This is a genomic window from Paenibacillus sp. 11B (genome assembly GCF_030487755.1).
GTDB classification, from domain to species: Bacteria; Bacillota; Bacilli; order Paenibacillales; family Paenibacillaceae; genus Paenibacillus; species Paenibacillus vandeheii.
This window is the reverse complement of record NZ_JAUKNS010000008.1, coordinates 157700-173933: the sequence shown is the minus strand read 5'-3', so window position 1 is coordinate 173933 and position 16234 is coordinate 157700. Positions and strand designations below refer to the sequence as shown.

Annotated in this window: 22 protein-coding genes; 20 read left to right on the top strand and 2 right to left on the bottom strand. The window is 44.4% G+C overall.

Going from position 1 to position 16234, the window contains the following annotated elements; all coding sequences use genetic code 11:
- The first annotated feature begins 65 nt into the window (after positions 1–65).
- The 3 genes from Q0V21_RS28100 (at position 66) to Q0V21_RS28090 (ending at position 1184) form a co-directional block, all read left to right on the top strand.
- Entirely contained in the window at positions 66–236 is a 171-nt protein-coding gene (locus Q0V21_RS28100; protein WP_143805381.1) for a YHYH domain-containing protein, read from the top strand.
- 121 nt (positions 237–357) lie between these two features.
- Complete coding sequence (locus Q0V21_RS28095; protein WP_179132684.1) at positions 358–504, top strand: hypothetical protein; 147 nt, start codon at positions 358–360, stop codon at positions 502–504.
- A 17-nt stretch (positions 505–521) separates the two neighbouring features.
- Entirely contained in the window at positions 522–1184 is a 663-nt protein-coding gene (locus Q0V21_RS28090) for an HAD family hydrolase (protein WP_079346402.1), read from the top strand.
- A gap of 133 nt (positions 1185–1317) precedes the next feature.
- Here Q0V21_RS28090 and Q0V21_RS28085 read toward each other — a convergent pair whose 3' ends face one another.
- Complete coding sequence (locus tag Q0V21_RS28085) at positions 1318–2478, bottom strand: glycosyltransferase family 4 protein (RefSeq protein ID WP_301881651.1); 1161 nt, start codon at positions 2476–2478, stop codon at positions 1318–1320.
- A gap of 336 nt (positions 2479–2814) precedes the next feature.
- Here Q0V21_RS28085 and Q0V21_RS28080 point away from each other — a divergent pair, with 336 nt between their 5' ends.
- The 3 genes from Q0V21_RS28080 to Q0V21_RS28070 are packed head-to-tail and all read left to right on the top strand — an operon-like array spanning position 2815 to position 4246.
- The gene (locus Q0V21_RS28080) at positions 2815–3384 is read left to right on the top strand and encodes a DMP19 family protein (RefSeq protein ID WP_301881650.1); all 570 of its coding nucleotides are present in this window, start codon (positions 2815–2817) and stop codon (positions 3382–3384) included.
- 25 nt (positions 3385–3409) lie between these two features.
- Positions 3410–3946 carry an AAA family ATPase gene (locus Q0V21_RS28075; RefSeq protein WP_301881649.1) on the top strand — a complete coding sequence of 179 codons (537 nt, stop codon included), beginning with the start codon at positions 3410–3412 and terminating at the stop codon, positions 3944–3946.
- Positions 3947–3958: 12 nt separating this feature from the next.
- Positions 3959–4246: a hypothetical protein gene (locus Q0V21_RS28070; RefSeq protein ID WP_301881648.1), complete on the top strand. Its 288-nt coding sequence runs from the start codon at positions 3959–3961 to the stop codon at positions 4244–4246.
- A 108-nt stretch (positions 4247–4354) separates the two neighbouring features.
- Here Q0V21_RS28070 and Q0V21_RS28065 read toward each other — a convergent pair whose 3' ends face one another.
- A complete protein-coding gene (locus Q0V21_RS28065; protein ID WP_301881647.1) occupies positions 4355–5128 on the bottom strand; it encodes a sporulation protein in 774 nt (257 codons plus the stop codon).
- 285 nt (positions 5129–5413) lie between these two features.
- Between Q0V21_RS28065 and Q0V21_RS28060 the strand changes: the two genes are divergently transcribed.
- The 14 genes from Q0V21_RS28060 (at position 5414) to Q0V21_RS27995 (ending at position 16131) form a co-directional block, all read left to right on the top strand.
- Positions 5414–5854, top strand: coding sequence for a cupin domain-containing protein (locus tag Q0V21_RS28060; RefSeq protein ID WP_301881646.1), 441 nt, complete (start codon positions 5414–5416; stop codon positions 5852–5854).
- A gap of 17 nt (positions 5855–5871) precedes the next feature.
- Positions 5872–6414, top strand: a complete 543-nt coding sequence (locus Q0V21_RS28055; RefSeq protein WP_301881645.1) for a hypothetical protein — start codon at positions 5872–5874, stop codon at positions 6412–6414.
- Complete coding sequence (locus Q0V21_RS28050; protein WP_301881824.1) at positions 6414–6974, top strand: GNAT family N-acetyltransferase; 561 nt, start codon at positions 6414–6416, stop codon at positions 6972–6974. Before Q0V21_RS28055 ends, Q0V21_RS28050 begins: the two co-directional genes overlap by 1 nt.
- Positions 6975–7000: 26 nt before the next feature.
- A complete protein-coding gene (locus Q0V21_RS28045) occupies positions 7001–7525 on the top strand; it encodes a YfiT family bacillithiol transferase (protein ID WP_301881644.1) in 525 nt (174 codons plus the stop codon).
- A 36-nt stretch (positions 7526–7561) separates the two neighbouring features.
- Entirely contained in the window at positions 7562–8068 is a 507-nt protein-coding gene (locus Q0V21_RS28040; RefSeq protein WP_301881643.1) for a GNAT family N-acetyltransferase, read from the top strand.
- A gap of 258 nt (positions 8069–8326) precedes the next feature.
- Positions 8327–9046 carry a class I SAM-dependent methyltransferase gene (locus Q0V21_RS28035; protein ID WP_301881642.1) on the top strand — a complete coding sequence of 240 codons (720 nt, stop codon included), beginning with the start codon at positions 8327–8329 and terminating at the stop codon, positions 9044–9046.
- A 72-nt stretch (positions 9047–9118) separates the two neighbouring features.
- Positions 9119–9820: an SDR family NAD(P)-dependent oxidoreductase gene (locus Q0V21_RS28030; protein WP_301881641.1), complete on the top strand. Its 702-nt coding sequence runs from the start codon at positions 9119–9121 to the stop codon at positions 9818–9820.
- A gap of 257 nt (positions 9821–10077) precedes the next feature.
- A complete protein-coding gene (locus Q0V21_RS28025) occupies positions 10078–10533 on the top strand; it encodes a hypothetical protein (protein ID WP_079346376.1) in 456 nt (151 codons plus the stop codon).
- A gap of 48 nt (positions 10534–10581) precedes the next feature.
- A complete protein-coding gene (locus tag Q0V21_RS28020) occupies positions 10582–11010 on the top strand; it encodes a hypothetical protein (protein WP_079346374.1) in 429 nt (142 codons plus the stop codon).
- A gap of 17 nt (positions 11011–11027) precedes the next feature.
- Positions 11028–11486, top strand: a complete 459-nt coding sequence (locus Q0V21_RS28015; protein ID WP_301881639.1) for a hypothetical protein — start codon at positions 11028–11030, stop codon at positions 11484–11486.
- A gap of 176 nt (positions 11487–11662) precedes the next feature.
- Complete coding sequence (locus Q0V21_RS28010) at positions 11663–12352, top strand: response regulator transcription factor (protein WP_301881637.1); 690 nt, start codon at positions 11663–11665, stop codon at positions 12350–12352.
- The gene (locus Q0V21_RS28005; RefSeq protein WP_301881635.1) at positions 12349–13353 is read left to right on the top strand and encodes a sensor histidine kinase; all 1005 of its coding nucleotides are present in this window, start codon (positions 12349–12351) and stop codon (positions 13351–13353) included. Before Q0V21_RS28010 ends, Q0V21_RS28005 begins: the two co-directional genes overlap by 4 nt.
- Positions 13354–13453: 100 nt before the next feature.
- Positions 13454–14209, top strand: a complete 756-nt coding sequence (locus tag Q0V21_RS28000) for an ABC transporter ATP-binding protein (RefSeq protein ID WP_094938906.1) — start codon at positions 13454–13456, stop codon at positions 14207–14209.
- Positions 14206–16131, top strand: a complete 1926-nt coding sequence (locus tag Q0V21_RS27995; RefSeq protein WP_301881632.1) for an ABC transporter permease — start codon at positions 14206–14208, stop codon at positions 16129–16131. The genes Q0V21_RS28000 and Q0V21_RS27995 overlap by 4 nt, the downstream gene beginning before the upstream one ends.
- Positions 16132–16234 lie beyond the last annotated feature (103 nt).

Here is a 16234-nt window from a genome sequence, read left to right as displayed (position 1 = left end):
TTTCATGTAGAATGATGGAGGAAGAACTAAGCCCTAAAGCATAGGGTGTGATCGAAGGGTGACGTATGAAAAAGGTTGTTATAATAATTTTGTCTCTTGTCGTACTTATTGGTGTATCTTCTTCTGCTTATGCCCATCCAGGCAGATTGGACAAAAATGGTGGACATAATTGTTCCGCGAAATCCAAACAAAAGGGCCTATGTACAGGATACCATTATCACAAAAAGAAGAAATGAACATGAGTTCTACAAGGTAAACCCAGCCCTGGTCTATTCTATGGTTGGGTTTACATGTTTATAATTCATGGTAGTCGCAGCTAACAAAATAGAAGAAACATTACGTTAGAGGTGAGTAGTTATGGGGTTTATTGGGATCATTTGTGTAATTATTATGACGGTCACACTCATCAGCATAGAAAGTAAAACGAAACGATTAATTCAAGAGCAGGCCGAAACCAATCGGAAACTGGAGTTGCTGTTGAGTAAAGAACGTTTGACAGACTAGACAGGAGGAGCATGACGATGGATCATATTAAAGCGATTATTTTTGATCTGGACAATACGATTCTCAACAGAATAAGTACCTTTGAAGGCTTCAGCCAGAGTCTGATTAACACTTATTTTGCCCATCTTGAGACTACGGATGATATTCTTAGACGAATTATTGAGCTGGATGAGGACGGCTACAAGGACAAGGATGTCTTGTTCAACGAGCTGCTCCATGAATTACCTTGGGCTGAGAACCCGCCTCATGAGGAACTTATGGAGTTCTATGGCAGAGAGTATGTGAGAAGTGCTGTTCTGATGGAACAGGCGCGAGAAGTGGTTCAAACTCTAAGAGGAAAATATAAAACAGGTTTGATCACCAATGGTAAAACTGAGATTCAGTACGGTAAAATCGATCAGCTCGGCATCCGGGATGATTTTGATCATATTATCGTTTCGGAAGAGGCTGGGGTCAAAAAGCCCGACCCTCGTATTTTCAAATTGGCATTGGATCATTTCAACCTCTCTCCCGAGCAGTGTATCTACATTGGAGATCATCCGGTAAATGATGTTGAAGGCGCGGCAAAAGTAGGCATGAGCACGATTTGGATGAAGGTCAATCAGCCTTGGCAGGACAGTATTACAACTAAACCATTGCATATTATTGAGCATCTAGGTGAATTAAAGGGGCTACTCTAAGTGGAGACAGTCAGATTAGATTCAAAATTACACTACATAACAGTGTGGAAGGTGCGCATGGACATCAGACAAATGGCAACGGCTGTTATAAAGGCGAGGATGTTAGCCATCCCCGCTTTTTTCTTAATAATGTTCAAGCTGTAATAATTCGATCTTTCGTGCGTCTTCTCCGATTCTCAATGGCTTCCTCATAATCCCCGATTAACCCGTCAAAAATGTGATCCCACGAACGCTGCTCAGCAAGTTTTCGTCCTTCAATGCCCATATGTCTTAGTTGATCCATATGATTACCCCAGAGGCATATCTCCCGAATCAATGCATCCGCTTGGCCTGGCTCGAACAGAACACCGCTTCGATGATGTGCGACCAAGTCTTTTACACCGCCACCATTCGCTGCGAGAACTGGCAATCCTGAAGCCATCGCTTCCAGCACCACATTGCCAAATGTTTCTGTTGAGGAAGGAAACACAAAGAGATCTGCCGAAGCATACATAACAGCAAGCTCCTCACCATGCAGGTACCCTGTAAAGGTGACATTGGTCGGGGATTGCATACGCATTTTGGGAAGCAATGGGCCATCACCAACAATGATCCAGTGTACACGGGATTGCATATGTTCAGGTAACTGCTGCATGGCAAGCGTGAGGGTAGCGATATCTTTTTCTGGGGCAATTCGTCCAACGTAGAGTAAAATTAGAGGAGCCGTTATATTGTAGCGAGAACGGATATCTGAGCTTCGTTTATCTGGTGAGTACAGGCTGCAATCGATCCCGCGGGACCAGAGTTTTAGACGCTGAATACCTTTCGACTGCAATGAGTTTAAGGTCTCCTGAGACGGTGCTAATGTGGAGTCACAGGCCCGGTGGAACCACTGAATGTACTTCCAGTAGAGAGGAATTATGCTGTTCAACCTGTAGTATTCGAGGTAACGATCAAAGTGGGTATGGTAGGAGATGACATGAGGAAGCTGATGCTTGAGCGCATATCTGAGACCGAGAAGGCCCATATTGAATGGAGTGGCGATATGCAGCAGATCTGGCTGAAAGGCTTTTAACTCTTGATGGATGGATCTCCGGTTAGGTAGGGCTATTCTACATTCCGGATAGAGGAAAAAGGGGATGTTGGTAACCGAACGGGCCGGTGCGGCGTGATTGCCTTCAATAACGGACTGCGGCGTAAGTAGCAGATGCTCAATTCCTTTGCGGTTTAACTGGTTACTTAAGCGGTGCAGCGTGCCGGCAACACCATTGGTATCCGGAACATAGGTATCGGTGAACAAGGCCAGGCGCATCATTACCCCTCCCATGACTCTTGATGACACGATCATAACAGCGGATCATTTTCCAGAGGTCAAGTGAAGGTTAAGTTTATCTGTATTTCGTGTAAAGTGTGTGGGCAGCGCGATCTGGTGCAAACATACATAGGATAAACTTATATATTATATTCTGCTATGATATAAAGGCGTTTCTTTACACTAGTTATGACTATGTAGTAATCCAGTGTGAAATTATTCGTTCAGCATATATAGATATGTTCAACACAGCGGTCGGAAGGTTGTTCTGTCATCGGAGTGATAGTGTAAGTATTCATAAGTTAAACTTATATAAAGAGAGATACAGGAGGCAGAGAGATGTACAAATTACAGGAAGAATTGCAGCAATTATTACCCTTGGATCAGCTTGAAAGCATGTCGGGTGAAGAAGTGGTGGGGAGTGTTGCCATGGATCTTTATCGTGCTGAATTTGCGACCATTCGGGAATGCGGCCCGGAACTTCCACAGGTACTGCGAGATACTATCCTGATCGTAGATCTGGATACAGAGCTGTCCATGAGTGGCATTACCGGTTTTCTAGAAAATGCGAGCGGACAGTTTCTCGGTGAAACGACGGAAGCGATGCAGCGCATAGGCAATGATGCAGATGCAGAGATCCTGAAGAACATTCAGCATATGTTATCCGAAAATGGTGTGACGCCTGAGCAATTAAGAGAGAATGTGAATGCACTCTCTGAACAGGATGTAACGACGACCCTGAATACGCATGGTCAACAGATTCATGAGGTTTTGCAACGGGTGGAACTTGAAGCGGGTAATTTAAGCATGCAATCGGATAATGAAGAGGTATTTGAACTCCTTTATCAATATGTGGATACGAACAAAGATCGTCTGAAACAGGAGATGGAACACCTCTTGTCTAATTGAATCTGACACGCAGGAGAGTGTTACGATGATTGTGATGATTAATGGGGCATTTGGCTCGGGTAAAACCTCTGCTGCGACCAAGCTGCAGCCGCAAATTCCGAACAGCATGATCTACGATCCTGAAGAGATTGGTTACATGTTAAGAAATGTGATTGTGGATGATGTGAAAATGGAAGAGGAGAAAACGGACGATTTTCAGGATATGGAGCTGTGGAAAGTCCTTACCGTGAAAGTCGCCCGTGAAATCAGGCAGAAGTATAACAAACATCTGATTGTTCCGATGACCATCTACAAGTCAGAGCAGTTCAATTACATCCATCGGGGTCTGAAAGAGTTAGATGATGACCTTTTTCATTTCACTCTGATGACATCTATGGAAACATTACATGAGAGATTGTTGAAGCGCGGGGATGAGCCTGAGAGCTGGACTTATAAACAAGCGGCTAAGTGTGCCAAAGCATTCCACGGAGCACGTTTTGAAGAGTATATTCAAACGGACGACCGAACAACAGATGATGTGGTGGATTTTATAATTTCCAAAGTGTTATCAGACCGTAAATGAGGAGGCAAAAAGATGAGTATCAACAAACGATTAGGTGTGGAATCCCTGTTGGTAACTTTGCTGTTCACAATAGGTTTTATGGCTTGGAATGTCGTTCAAGGTATGCTAATCACGCTTAATCATGTACCTGAAATGAACAACGGTTCATCCGTCACGATGTTGCAGTCCGAGGTTGCTTTTGGCTTCATTGCCCGTTGGGATACCACTTCCATTCTGATTGCTGTTATCGGATTCCTCTTGCTTGCTGCTGCATACTATGGTCTTCGATCGGGGATGCAGCGCTGGACACAGCGTTCTTGAGTTTGGGCTTGTATATTAATAAAAGAAAACATAGACAAAAAACAGTTCTAGACCAATGAAAGTTGGTAGGAGAACTGTTTTTTTGTTTTTGGATCTATTTTTAATAGATTATAAATGCTTGGAAATGACCTCTTCCAGTCCTTGGGCGACCGAATGTGCACCACGTGCAAGATGTCTCTCATAGAGATGCAGACGAACAAAGCTCTCATCCGTACCCATCGCTTCGGAGAAAATGCCACCGAGCCCACGTGCGCGGCGGTCGATCTGAAGCAGCAGTTCCATTGAATCTCCCATCGGGTTGAACAGTACTTCGAGCTCATCCAGATAGCCGCGGAACTTGTTCGTTGGCACGAATTCAAATTCCTGTACAAAGGGAAGATTGCCACCAAGCTTTGGAGCATAGTCGTTGGTCACTTCACGTAACTTAAAACCAAGGAGATCAATTGCATCAAGGATGGTATTCATATCTTTGGTAGGAACTACGTGTAGTCTGTCCCGGTCTGAAGGGTCCATGGCACTTGAAATATCGAGACCGGTCTCGACCCATACCTCTGCACGGTGCAGTGTAATCGGAAGATTTTCAGGCAGATCAAATGAGAAGGATTTCTCCAGTTTGGCTCCAGGTTGTAATAGGAAACCTTCTGTGAGCAAATATTTGGCAACAACGGCTGTTTCATTAACTTTTCGATCATTGTGCTCCCGTATGTAATGGGTTTTGATCGTAAGATAGATTCGGTCTACATTCTGTTCCACTTCTCCGCCCTCGATGTAGACGATCCCCGAGATGATTCCTCCAGGCGTAACCTCAGGTGTATGTAATTCTGTATTTACTTTGGCTCCTCCAACACCTACACTGGCTAACATTTTCTTGAAAAAAGACATTCGTTCAACCTCCACATCCTATTGGTTTATCCAAGTAAAAAAATACGACTTCGAGCTTAATACGGCGCCTGTGAGAAAAGCGTTTCAAATTTTAACAAGTACAAGATGAGAATGGATAAAACTCTTTTTACGAGAAAAAAGATAATCTATCGAACAGGAAAATCGACTTGCCAGTGTCGAATGTTGTTTAATATGGGATTTTCTTCTGGAGGTGTATCTGTTGGGCATGGCATAAGGAAAATATGAATACCTACCTTCGTATTTCAGATCAGGGGGTGTAATGGTTTGGATAGAGAAACATTAGAACAAACTTTAGGGCCGGATAATGTGAATACCAGCTTCGAGCAGATGGCTAATGGGGAACGGAAATACAAGATGGTTTCAGAGGATGGCAGTTATTATTGTAGAACGATAGCTTCATCTCAGGGAGCATGGCAAAATAGCCATTTTCATAACCATATAACCGAGTTCTATGTTGTGCAGTCCGGGTGGATCGCTTATGCAAATTTTGCGCATGATCAGGCTCTTAAGATTAGAGTTATGGGCGAAGGAGAGCATATCATAGTACAGCCGGGAGTACACCATAATTTATACATGTCAGCCAATAGCGTTATCCATACGATTAAATATGGTTTGAATACACATAGTGATTGGTCTGCTTCTCCAGAATTGGACAGCGTTACACAGACACTAATGGAGAGCGAATTACTTCAGATTTACAGTTAAACTTGGGGGTTAAATACATGCGTAGGAGTACGATATTTTGGCTGACTGGCATTGCAATTATTATTGTAGCAGTGTTTCTTGTATATAATAATCTGGCTCCAAGCGTTACAGCGCAAGATGTTAACATGAAGGGCACGATTCGGCAGACAGCTACGGATGAATACGAGGTGCAATTAACCATTACTCGCACAAAAGAAGATAAGGGTCAGCACATCGTATATCCCTTTGTACCTGGCTGGGGTTCAATATCTTTTGTTGACAAACAGGATAGCCGATTTATTCAACCTACTTCCGTCGGCAGCACAGGTGCAATGGAAGAGATTCTTCGTCAAGCGTTACAGAGGCAGTCATCAACAGCGATTATTGAATTTGCAGGGTTCTCCGTACCTGATGCAGTGGGCACCTACAAGATGCGTTTTACCATTCATCCTTTGGGTGAGGAGGCAGAACTGATTCGGCAACCGATGATCTATTATGTTCATCAGGAAAAAGTATTGGGCAAGGATCTGAGCTGGGTCTCGGGAGAGCCTCTGGAAATCATTAAGGAGTATGCAGAGTGATGCTAATCTATGAATTGAATGAAATTACAGTGCGTTTATTGGATGAGCAAGATGAGCAGCACCTTGTTCGATGGTTGTCTGACCCAGCTGTGCTTCAATATTATGAAGGCCGTGATCAGCCGCATGATCTGAATTTGGTCAGAGAGCACTTTTATAGAGAAGACGATACTGCACATCGTTGTATGGTTGAATACGAAGGTAAACCTATTGGATATATCCAGTTCTATGAACTGGAGGAGGAAGAACGAAATGAGTATGGTTATGCAGATAGAGATGAAATCATCTATGGAACAGATCAATTTATTGGAGAGGCTGATTACTGGAATCGCGGTATTGGCACACAACTGGTACAATCCATGTTGGCCTATCTGGTCAACGAAAAGCAAGCCCGGAAAGTGGTTATGGACCCGCAATCGTGGAACGAACGAGCCATATCCTGTTACGAGAAGTGTGGTTTCAGGAAGGTCAGACTGTTACCAGAACACGAGCTGCATGAAGGGCAGATGAGAGACTGCTGGCTGATGGAGTATGCCCATAGGCAGTGTGATGTGTATATTTAAACTATTTAACCAAGGAGGAATGATCGATGGATTTGAGGTACCCGATTGGATCATTTGAACATACAGGCGAGGTTACATCAGAGCAGCGGAAGCAGTGGATTGAGGATATTGCCGAGTTGCCGGAGCGCGCCCGCGAAGCGGTCAAAGGACTGAGTGAAGATCAATTAAGGTTGCCCTACCGGGAAGGTGGCTGGATGCTCAAACAAGTCATACACCATATGGCAGATAGCCACATGAACAGCATGGTCCGTTTCAAACTGGCATTGACGGAGGATAATCCTACGATAAGACCATATTACGAAGAGCGGTGGGCTGAACTGAGTGATTCGCGGGAGCTGGACGTCGAGTTTTCACTGCAAATTCTGGATGCACTGCATCGTCGTTGGGTTGCGTTATTAAACACATTAACAGATGCAGACTATGCCAAAACCTTTTATCATCCCGCATCCAAAGAAACGACCAGACTGGATTATAATCTGGGCGTATATGCATGGCATGGAAGACACCATGTTGCCCATATAACCTCGCTTAGAAGCAGGTTGGGAATCTAGCATTGAGATAAATAACTTATTAAGGAGAATGCATCGATGAGTATACATATCCGACTTTTGAATGAGAGCGATCCGGTTGTAATTTCGCAAGCATTCCAGGAACAGGGCTGGGCCAAATCTGCAGAGCAGTACATTCAATATCTTGCAGAACAGCAGAATGGTGAACGGGTGACTCTGGTAGCGGAGCTTAATGGAGTTTTTGCCGGTTACGTGAATGTATTGTGGAATTCCTGTTATCCGTCGTTCAGGGAACAGGGCATTCCGGAAATTAATGATTTCAATGTGCTGATTAAATATCAGCGCCAGGGAATTGGATCACGTTTGATGGACCGGGCAGAGGAAGTGGTTCGGGAGAGAACGGATACTGCCGGGATTGGTGTCGGGGTGTTCTCCGATTATGGCAAAGCTCAAATTCTATATGCCCGTCGTGGATATATCCCGGACGGTCAGGGCATTCACAAGCATGATCGTTATCTTAAGTGGGGCGATGAAACGATCATCGATGACGATGTGGTGTTGTATCTAACGAAGAAGTTAAGCTGATCGAATCATGAATAAAAATGACTAAAACGACGTCCGGGAGATAGAGGGTTTCTTTCTTCTGAATGTCGTTTTTTTAACATGTAAATAGAACATTTTCGGCTAGAAAAATAGAGTTATATTGGATGGAAATGTTATAATAGAGGGTAGTAGATTTAGCGCAAAAAACGTGATGAAGCGGGCGGTTTAAAGGGAAAGTGATCGATATATAAGAGGGAATATACAGGATACTTTGTATGAATTCGAGGGAGGAATGTGGTTATGGAGAAGACGATTAAAAATGTCCAGGATCTATATGACATTCTTGACGCCGAATTCAGATCAGCGAAGCAATTTTGGGAGCCGTTCTATGAAGATCGGAACCGGCCGATCCCCTTTTTTCCAAACAAACCGGATGAAAATCTGGTAGCGCATGTGAACTCAGGAATATTATCTGGGGGCAAAGCATTGGAGCTCGGTTGTGGCCCGGGAAGAAATGCAATATATCTAACACGTCAGGGTTATAAGGTTGATGCATATGATCTATCAGAGACAGCCATTGCGTGGGCCAAGGAAAGAGCAGTGGAAGAACAGCTTGACGTGAATTTTGAATGCAAATCGGTATTTGAACTTACACCACAAGAAGAATACGATCTCGTCTATGATTCGGGCTGTCTTCACCATCTGCTGCCACATCAGCGAATTCCCTACATACAGATGATTCACAACGGACTTAAACCTGGAGGATATTTTGGGATGACCTGCTTTGCTCCAGGGTTTGGCGGTCAAGGTGGACCGGAGAGTGTGATGGACGATTGGGAGGTATACCGTGAGAAGTCGATGAAAGGCGGTCTGGCTTTTACGGAGGACAAGCTTCGCTATTTGCTTGAAGATCCTTTTGAATGCGTGGAGTTACGCCCGATGAAGACGAAGGGACAGGATGATAAGTGTTTTGGTTTGCCAATTCTATGGGTGACGTTTTGGAGAAAACCCAAAGTGTAGTCTGAAGTCATGGGGATCATAAATTGATTATCCAACCAATCTTGCACAGAGCGAGAGAAAGGCGGGGAGAATATGGGACAAAGGTATTTTATTATTACAGGCACATCCAAGGGGATTGGCAAACAGCTCGCGGAATTGTTATTGGAAAAGGGAGATCACGTCTACGGTATTGCACGCGGAACGTCTGACTTGGAGGAAGCCTACGAGCGTTACCAGCATGTTCAGTTTGATCTGGCAGATATTCATAGCATCGACGATCTTGTCTCAGGCATATTGGAACAGATTCCACCGCAAGAAGTTGAATTCATTGGGCTCATTAACAATGCAGCCATGCTTGAGCCGTTGAAGCCAATCGATCAGTGCATCTCAGAGGAAATCAGCCAACAGCTGCATATCAGCTTGGCGGCACCCATGATCCTGACTTCCTCTTTTATACAGCAGACCAGTCACCTGAACGCACGGCGGAAAATTGTCAATGTATCGTCCGGGTCAGGAAGTTATCCGGCACCTTCGATGGCATCTTACTGTACCTCCAAAGCCGGGATGAACATGTTCACCCAATGTGTGGCGATGGAACAATCCGGGCAACCAAATCCCGTTGAAGTGATTGCATTCGATCCGGGGATGGTAGATACGGAGCTACAGGCTGTAGCAAGAGGCAAAAGTGTAAAGGAATTTGCGTTATCTGGGTTATTCAATGAGGTATATGAATCAGGTCAGCTTCAGTCTGCTAGTGTGGTTGCAGAACAATTAATGGAGCAGTTGGAACAATAGGATATCCTGTAAAGGCTCCATAATGACAAGTTATTTGCCAAGGCATTGCACTATATGTGATGCAAGTAAAGGATGAACTGTACGAATGCGTATAGTCGTCCTTTTTTTGTGGAGAAAAGGGCATATGTCGGGAAACTGTGAGTCCGAATTCAGTTTGTACGTCCATTTTTATTCTGCAGTCACGTTCGCACAAGAAACTATTATCTAGCTTTCATATACTAGGAATGTACTCCAAGATAGGAAAGGGGATGAAGCGAGTGGCTTTGACCATTTTGGATTATGCAGCGAGTGTCCCGGACAATTTCTCTGGAGGCGTGCCTCCAACAACAATTCCGCAGGTCCCTGTGCAGCTTCAAGTGGCAGATTTGGGGATATTTCTACCGCAGCTTACGACTTCTACTGCTGCCGGTAACGTCTTGTTATCCGCGGATGTAGGAGTCCAGAACGTTGGCCCGGAGTTTAATAATGCCCTTCAATTTCATATTTACAGAGATGGGCAGGAGATTTTTAATGGACAATTGGGCACACAGACGGTAGGTGCATTGAGCAATTATTTTTATAATATCAGCTTTAGTACAGTGGACGAAAATGTCCTTCCCGGTTTTCATGTTTACCAACTCAATGTTTCTTCGATTATAGGTGTTCCGGCATTATCTACCGTCCAGCTGTTTGGTCCAGTAACGTTTAGCGGGTTGGGATATACTACATCTTGAAGTTTGAAATTTGGGCTAAATTACCTGTAAAAGGAGGCTTTCAACACGGTGGTAAATCTACTGGCAGCTGCATCAAGTATACCTTCAAGAACGGCGGGAGGGATATTACCCATCTCGGTTCCCATTACGCCGCAAGTTGCTGTTTTGGCTTCCGCCAATCTGACACTCCCAAACGATAGTCCGTTAAATAATCGTATAGAACTGAATGCGACGATTGGCATTGCAGCCATACTCAACATTCCGCAGGTTATCTTTCGCTTGTACAGGGATGGGACACAAATCTTTGCTTCCCAGCAAGGCTTACAGAACGCAGCAGAGCAGTTTTATGTTATCCGGCTTATCACGGCTGACTTCAATGTTCCTCCGGGAACCCATATCTACTCGTTATCAGTAGAAGTGACCAGCCAGAACGAACCTGCTGCTGTAGCCGGTCCGATCACGTTGAGCGCGCTGGCTTTTGGTCCGGTACCCAATTAGAAAGGAGAGGTAAAGTTATGTCTTTGACTACACTGCTTGATTACAAAGCCAGTGTCCCCAGCAACCAAATTGGTGGCATTGCTGACATTCCTTTGACAGTGAGCCCTGGTGTTCAACTGGCTGACCTGGGTATCTTCATCACTCCTCCCATTCCCGCCGTAAATCGTGTGGAATTGAAAGGGACTCTCGGTTTGCAGGGAATCAGCGGCAATCCAATCGTGACCGTCACGATTACGCGTCTGCCAGACAATATTGGGCCCGGTTCTGTCATTTTCACTAAACAAATCAATATTGAAGCTCAGGCATTGACAGAAATTTTTTATACATCCTCTTTCAGTACAATTGATTTTAATGTTACATCTGCCACTGGTTTGATCGTGTACACCCTGACAGCTCAAATTGCAGCTGCTGGCAATGTGGCTAACGTGGTGGGTCCCATCACCTTTACAGGGATGGCTATTGGCAGCAGTACGTAATGTACAATGAAGTTGTCCCGGAACTGACAGTGAGTTTCCTGTTTTCTGGGGCAATTTTATTTTTTTTGATTTCGGGTGGGAGTGTATGTAAACTTGGCTTTAGAAGGGGAATGGGAGAGCGAGCGTGTACGCCTATAACTGTCAGCCCAAGAAGAACAGAAACGTGGTGAAAGTATATGTTTAAAATTATGCTCATTGAAGATGATGAATCATTATTCAGTGAAATCAAAGAACGGTTATCCCAGTGGTCATATGACGTGTATGGCGTACAGGATTTTGGCAAAGTGATGCAGGAATACAGTGTCATTCAGCCCCAGCTGGTGATTATTGATATCCAGCTCCCCCAGTATGACGGATTTCATTGGTGCCGTATGATACGTGCTCATTCCAATGTACCGATTATCTTTCTGTCCTCACGGGATCATCCTACGGATATGGTTATGTCAATGCACCTTGGGGCAGATGATTTTATCCAGAAGCCTTTCCATTTCGATGTGCTGATAGCCAAGATCCAGGCGACCCTGCGCAGGGTATACAACTATAATACAGAGCGGATTGAACTGCGTACATGGCGTGGGGCTACCATTGAATATGTGAAGAATACACTTACCCATGACAATGAATCTGTCCTTTTGACCAAAAATGAGATGTTCATTCTGAAAGTGTTGGTTGAGCGCAAAAATCAGATTGTGACCCGGGAAGACCTGATTCGCAGTCTGTGGGATCATGAACATTTTGTGAGTGACAACACGCTGACGGTCAACGTCAATCGCCTTCGCAAAAAACTGGAGCCGCTAGATCTGGATGGCTATATCGAAACCAAGGTAGGACAGGGCTACATGGCAACAGAAGAGGCGGAAGCATGATTGGCAAATACATACGGGAAAAGCTCAGTTGGCTATTGCTGCTTATCAGCATGCAGCTCATCATTTTATTTGTAGCCTATATTGACACGTCCATTCCATTCCGATCTGTAGCTTATATCGTTGTGCTGAATGTAGTGGTTTGCATCGTGTTTATCTGGGTGAGATATCCAAGGGAGACCCGTTTCTACAAAAGATTAACCACCTGGGATCATACCTATGATCCGGGGGATTTGGAAATCGCGGAAAGCCCTTATGAACGGATTGTGCACGATGCCGTGACTTCGCAGACCGAACGTTATCGGAAAGAGTCCTCGTCTCATTTTATTTTGCTGGAGCAGGAGAAGGATGAGATGTTGGCCTGGATTCATGAAGTGAAGACGCCGCTAACTGCGCTGCAATTGATGATTGAGCGTATGCCGGCTGACAAGCTACAGGGGCAAATGACGTATGAATGGCTGCGAATTCACCAACTGCTTGATCAGCAGCTTCACCAGAAGCGTATTCCATTTATGCATAATGATTTGTTTGTGGAAGAAACAGAGCTTGAACCGATTTTGAATGGCGAGATTAGAGCTTTGAAGTCGTGGTGCATATCCAAAGGGATTGGCTTCGAAGTGTCATTACATGTGACAAAGGTGCTGACCGACAGCAAATGGTTAGGTTTTATCATACGGCAGCTGCTTAGCAACGCAGTGAAATACAGTCATTCCTCTGACATTGTCATTGAAAGCCGGGAACAGGATGGGCATATCATACTGACCATTCAGGATTATGGACGAGGAATCGAGGCTCATGATTTACCGCGCATCTTTGATAAAGGCTTCACTTCAACGCAAGGTAGGCTTGAAGGAACGGCAACGGGGATGGGCTTATATTTGACCCGACAGGTAGCACAAACACTTCGTATAAACGTTAAGGCACAGTCTGCTCCCGGAGAAGGCACCATCGTCAAGCTGACCTTCCCGCGTAAGAATGACATGATCCACCTTGCAGGCGTGTGACAACATTGTCACATGCTTTTTGGTTTTGTTCGGTGAATCGCACGATAAATTGCAACATCCCGCCTATGATGGAGATATACCAAAGAGGAGTGAGTGGGATATGTGGATATTGGAAGCCAAAAAAATTCATAAAGTCTATGGGAACAAACTAAATAAACAGGAAGTCCTCAAGGGAATTGATCTCGGGGTAAGTAAAGGCGAATTTGTGGGTATTATGGGACCTTCGGGTTCGGGGAAAACGACGCTGCTGAATGTTCTTTCCTCGATTGACCGGGTAAGTCAGGGCACGATTGACATTGAGGGTCAGGAGTTTACAGGCATGAAGGAGAAACAGCTTGCTGAATTCCGCAAACATCATCTCGGCTTTATTTTTCAGGATTATAATCTGCTGGATACCCTCACGGTGAAGGAAAATGTATTGCTGCCGCTCTCCATTACGAGTATTCCGAAGCATGAGGCACACCTGAAGTTCGAACAAATTGCCCGTGAACTGGGCATATACGAGCTGAAAGACAAATATCCGTCCGAAATCTCGGGTGGACAGAAGCAGAGGACTTCGGCAGCGCGTGCATTTGTGCATGATCCGAGCATTATTTTCGCTGACGAGCCGACAGGTGCACTCGATTCCAAATCAGCTTCGGACCTGCTTGGCAAATTGAGTGATATGAACACCAAACATCAGGCTACCATTATTATGGTCACCCACGATCCATTTGCCGCAAGTTATTGTAGCAGGGTGATTTTCATCCGGGACGGTCAGATCTACACCCAATTAAACAAAGGAGACGAGTCCCGGCAATCCTTCTTCAATGACATTATCAAAACTCAAGGCGTGCTGGGTGGTGTGCAGCCATGAGCCTGAACTACATCATTTTTCGCAATCTGAGGAAAAACCTGAAAAATTATTATCTTTACGTCTTCGCCCTGATTTTTAGTGTGGCGCTGTATTTTTCATTTGTGACATTACAGTATGATCCCTCTATGAATGAGGTTGCTGAATCAACAAAAGGAGCGGCTGCGATAGGCGCATCCTCCGTGTTACTGATTGTCATTGTGGGCATTTTTCTGCTCTATGCCAATACGATTTTTATCAAGCGACGTAGTAAGGAGATCGGTTTGTTTCAACTGATCGGACTGACGAAGGGAAGAATTTTTGGCATCCTGAGTGCGGAGAATTGCTTTCTCTACTTCGGCTCTATGGTGATTGGTATTGTGATCGGTTTTCTCGGTTCCAAGCTGATATTGATGATTTTGTTCAAAATTATTGGCGTTGATGCGATTACAAAGCTGTACTTCTCACCGATGGCCTTGCTGCAGACGTTGATTGTTTTTGCCGTGATGTACTTGCTCATCATGTTGATGAATTACACCTTTATCCGAGCACAGAGCATTTTATCCCTCTTTCGGGTGTCTTCTACAACAGAGCAGCAGGTACAGAAGTTATCTATAGGGCAGATTCTGATGGGCATCTTAGGTATTGCTATGATCGTGTTCGGTTACATACTGTCTGCACGGCTGTTCAGCGTCGAGAAATTGGATATGCAGCAGTTAATGTACACAATGATTTTAATTCTCTTTTCGGTTATTTTGGGGACGTATCTATTCTATAAAGGTTCTGTCAGTTTTCTCTTTAATCTGATCCGCAGAAGTAAAAAAGGTTATCTCTCTATTAACGAGGTATTATCGTTATCCTCCATCATGTTTCGCATGAAGTCGAATGCCTTGCTGCTGACTATTATTACTACCGTATCGGCACTCGCCATAGGCATGTTGTCGCTCAGCTACATTTCCTATTATTCGGCAGAGGCGCAAGCCAAAGAAAGCCTACCGGAGGATTTCTCTTTTGCTCAGGCGAATGTGAAGGATCGTTTTGTAGCCGAATTGGATCACAAACAGATTCCATATGAGGAGAAGCACAGACAGCCTCTGTATATTGAAATTGATGCACATAAGGTGATGGATGATTCCCTAACGGATGAACTATTGTTCAGCAGTGTAGTAAGTGACAGCATGGTAGATAACATTGATCTGAAACCAGGCGAAGTCATTTTCATGGGGTACGGCAATGTGATTCAGCAATTCTTTTCCATTCAGGATGAAGGACCCATTGTTCTGCACGGGTTGAAGCATACCATTGACCAGCAACTGATTGGAACCACGAAACAGGGAGTTCTTCCCGTATACTATACCCGGGGTACACCTGTAGCGGTTGTGGATGAATCAGTTTATGCAGAGCTCGCGCAGGATCTTGATCCGAAACTTCAGAAAGGGGAATCGACCGATTATTACGGTGTGCAAATTACAGATCCAGGACAGGACGAGAATGCCTATGCTATTTTTGCAGATCTGCAATTAGAGGCCCCAAGTTTCTCCCAGATTGAATTTAGAAATAACCAGCGCACCACTATGGGCTTAATTATGTTCATTGTCGGATTCCTGGGTCTAACTTTCTTGATTACATCCGGGTGTATCCTCTATTTCAAACAAATGAATGAGAGCGAAGAAGAGAAATCGAACTATACGATTCTACGGAAACTCGGATTTACGCAAGGCAATCTTTTACGCGGAATTCAGTTCAAGCAGCTGTTTAATTTTGGAATTCCACTTGTTGTGGGACTAAGCCATAGTTATTTTGCTGTGAAATCAGGCTGGTTCTTCTTCGGCACAGAACTTGTCACACCTACCGTAATCGTCATGATTGTATATACGTTGTTATATTCGATCTTCGGTCTATTATCTGTATGGTATTACAAACGCGTAATCAGAGAATCGTTGTAGATCAGGAGATTAGGGACAGAGGAATACATTAAAGAATTCCGAAGAAAGGGCAGCTGTATAAAATACAGTATGTCCTTTCTTTTTTGTGAAGGTTACGTTAAAA

What these genes read in the sequence shown, in the direction of transcription:
- Q0V21_RS28100 (WP_143805381.1), top strand. Translation starts at nt 66, where the DNA reads ATGAAAAAGGTTGTTATAATAATTTTGTCTCTTGTCGTACTTATTGGT.
- Q0V21_RS28095 (WP_179132684.1), top strand. Translation starts at nt 358, where the DNA reads ATGGGGTTTATTGGGATCATTTGTGTAATTATTATGACGGTCACACTC.
- Q0V21_RS28090 (WP_079346402.1), top strand. Translation starts at nt 522, where the DNA reads ATGGATCATATTAAAGCGATTATTTTTGATCTGGACAATACGATTCTC.
- Q0V21_RS28085 (WP_301881651.1), bottom strand. Translation starts at nt 2,478, where the DNA reads ATGATGCGCCTGGCCTTGTTCACCGATACCTATGTTCCGGATACCAAT.
- Q0V21_RS28080 (WP_301881650.1), top strand. Translation starts at nt 2,815, where the DNA reads ATGTACAAATTACAGGAAGAATTGCAGCAATTATTACCCTTGGATCAG.
- Q0V21_RS28075 (WP_301881649.1), top strand. Translation starts at nt 3,410, where the DNA reads ATGATTGTGATGATTAATGGGGCATTTGGCTCGGGTAAAACCTCTGCT.
- Q0V21_RS28070 (WP_301881648.1), top strand. Translation starts at nt 3,959, where the DNA reads ATGAGTATCAACAAACGATTAGGTGTGGAATCCCTGTTGGTAACTTTG.
- Q0V21_RS28065 (WP_301881647.1), bottom strand. Translation starts at nt 5,128, where the DNA reads ATGTCTTTTTTCAAGAAAATGTTAGCCAGTGTAGGTGTTGGAGGAGCC.
- Q0V21_RS28055 (WP_301881645.1), top strand. Translation starts at nt 5,872, where the DNA reads ATGCGTAGGAGTACGATATTTTGGCTGACTGGCATTGCAATTATTATT.
- Q0V21_RS28050 (WP_301881824.1), top strand. Translation starts at nt 6,414, where the DNA reads ATGCTAATCTATGAATTGAATGAAATTACAGTGCGTTTATTGGATGAG.
- Q0V21_RS28045 (WP_301881644.1), top strand. Translation starts at nt 7,001, where the DNA reads ATGGATTTGAGGTACCCGATTGGATCATTTGAACATACAGGCGAGGTT.
- Q0V21_RS28040 (WP_301881643.1), top strand. Translation starts at nt 7,562, where the DNA reads ATGAGTATACATATCCGACTTTTGAATGAGAGCGATCCGGTTGTAATT.
- Q0V21_RS28035 (WP_301881642.1), top strand. Translation starts at nt 8,327, where the DNA reads ATGGAGAAGACGATTAAAAATGTCCAGGATCTATATGACATTCTTGAC.
- Q0V21_RS28030 (WP_301881641.1), top strand. Translation starts at nt 9,119, where the DNA reads ATGGGACAAAGGTATTTTATTATTACAGGCACATCCAAGGGGATTGGC.
- Q0V21_RS28015 (WP_301881639.1), top strand. Translation starts at nt 11,028, where the DNA reads ATGTCTTTGACTACACTGCTTGATTACAAAGCCAGTGTCCCCAGCAAC.
- Q0V21_RS28010 (WP_301881637.1), top strand. Translation starts at nt 11,663, where the DNA reads ATGTTTAAAATTATGCTCATTGAAGATGATGAATCATTATTCAGTGAA.
- Q0V21_RS28005 (WP_301881635.1), top strand. Translation starts at nt 12,349, where the DNA reads ATGATTGGCAAATACATACGGGAAAAGCTCAGTTGGCTATTGCTGCTT.
- Q0V21_RS28000 (WP_094938906.1), top strand. Translation starts at nt 13,454, where the DNA reads ATGTGGATATTGGAAGCCAAAAAAATTCATAAAGTCTATGGGAACAAA.
- Q0V21_RS27995 (WP_301881632.1), top strand. Translation starts at nt 14,206, where the DNA reads ATGAGCCTGAACTACATCATTTTTCGCAATCTGAGGAAAAACCTGAAA.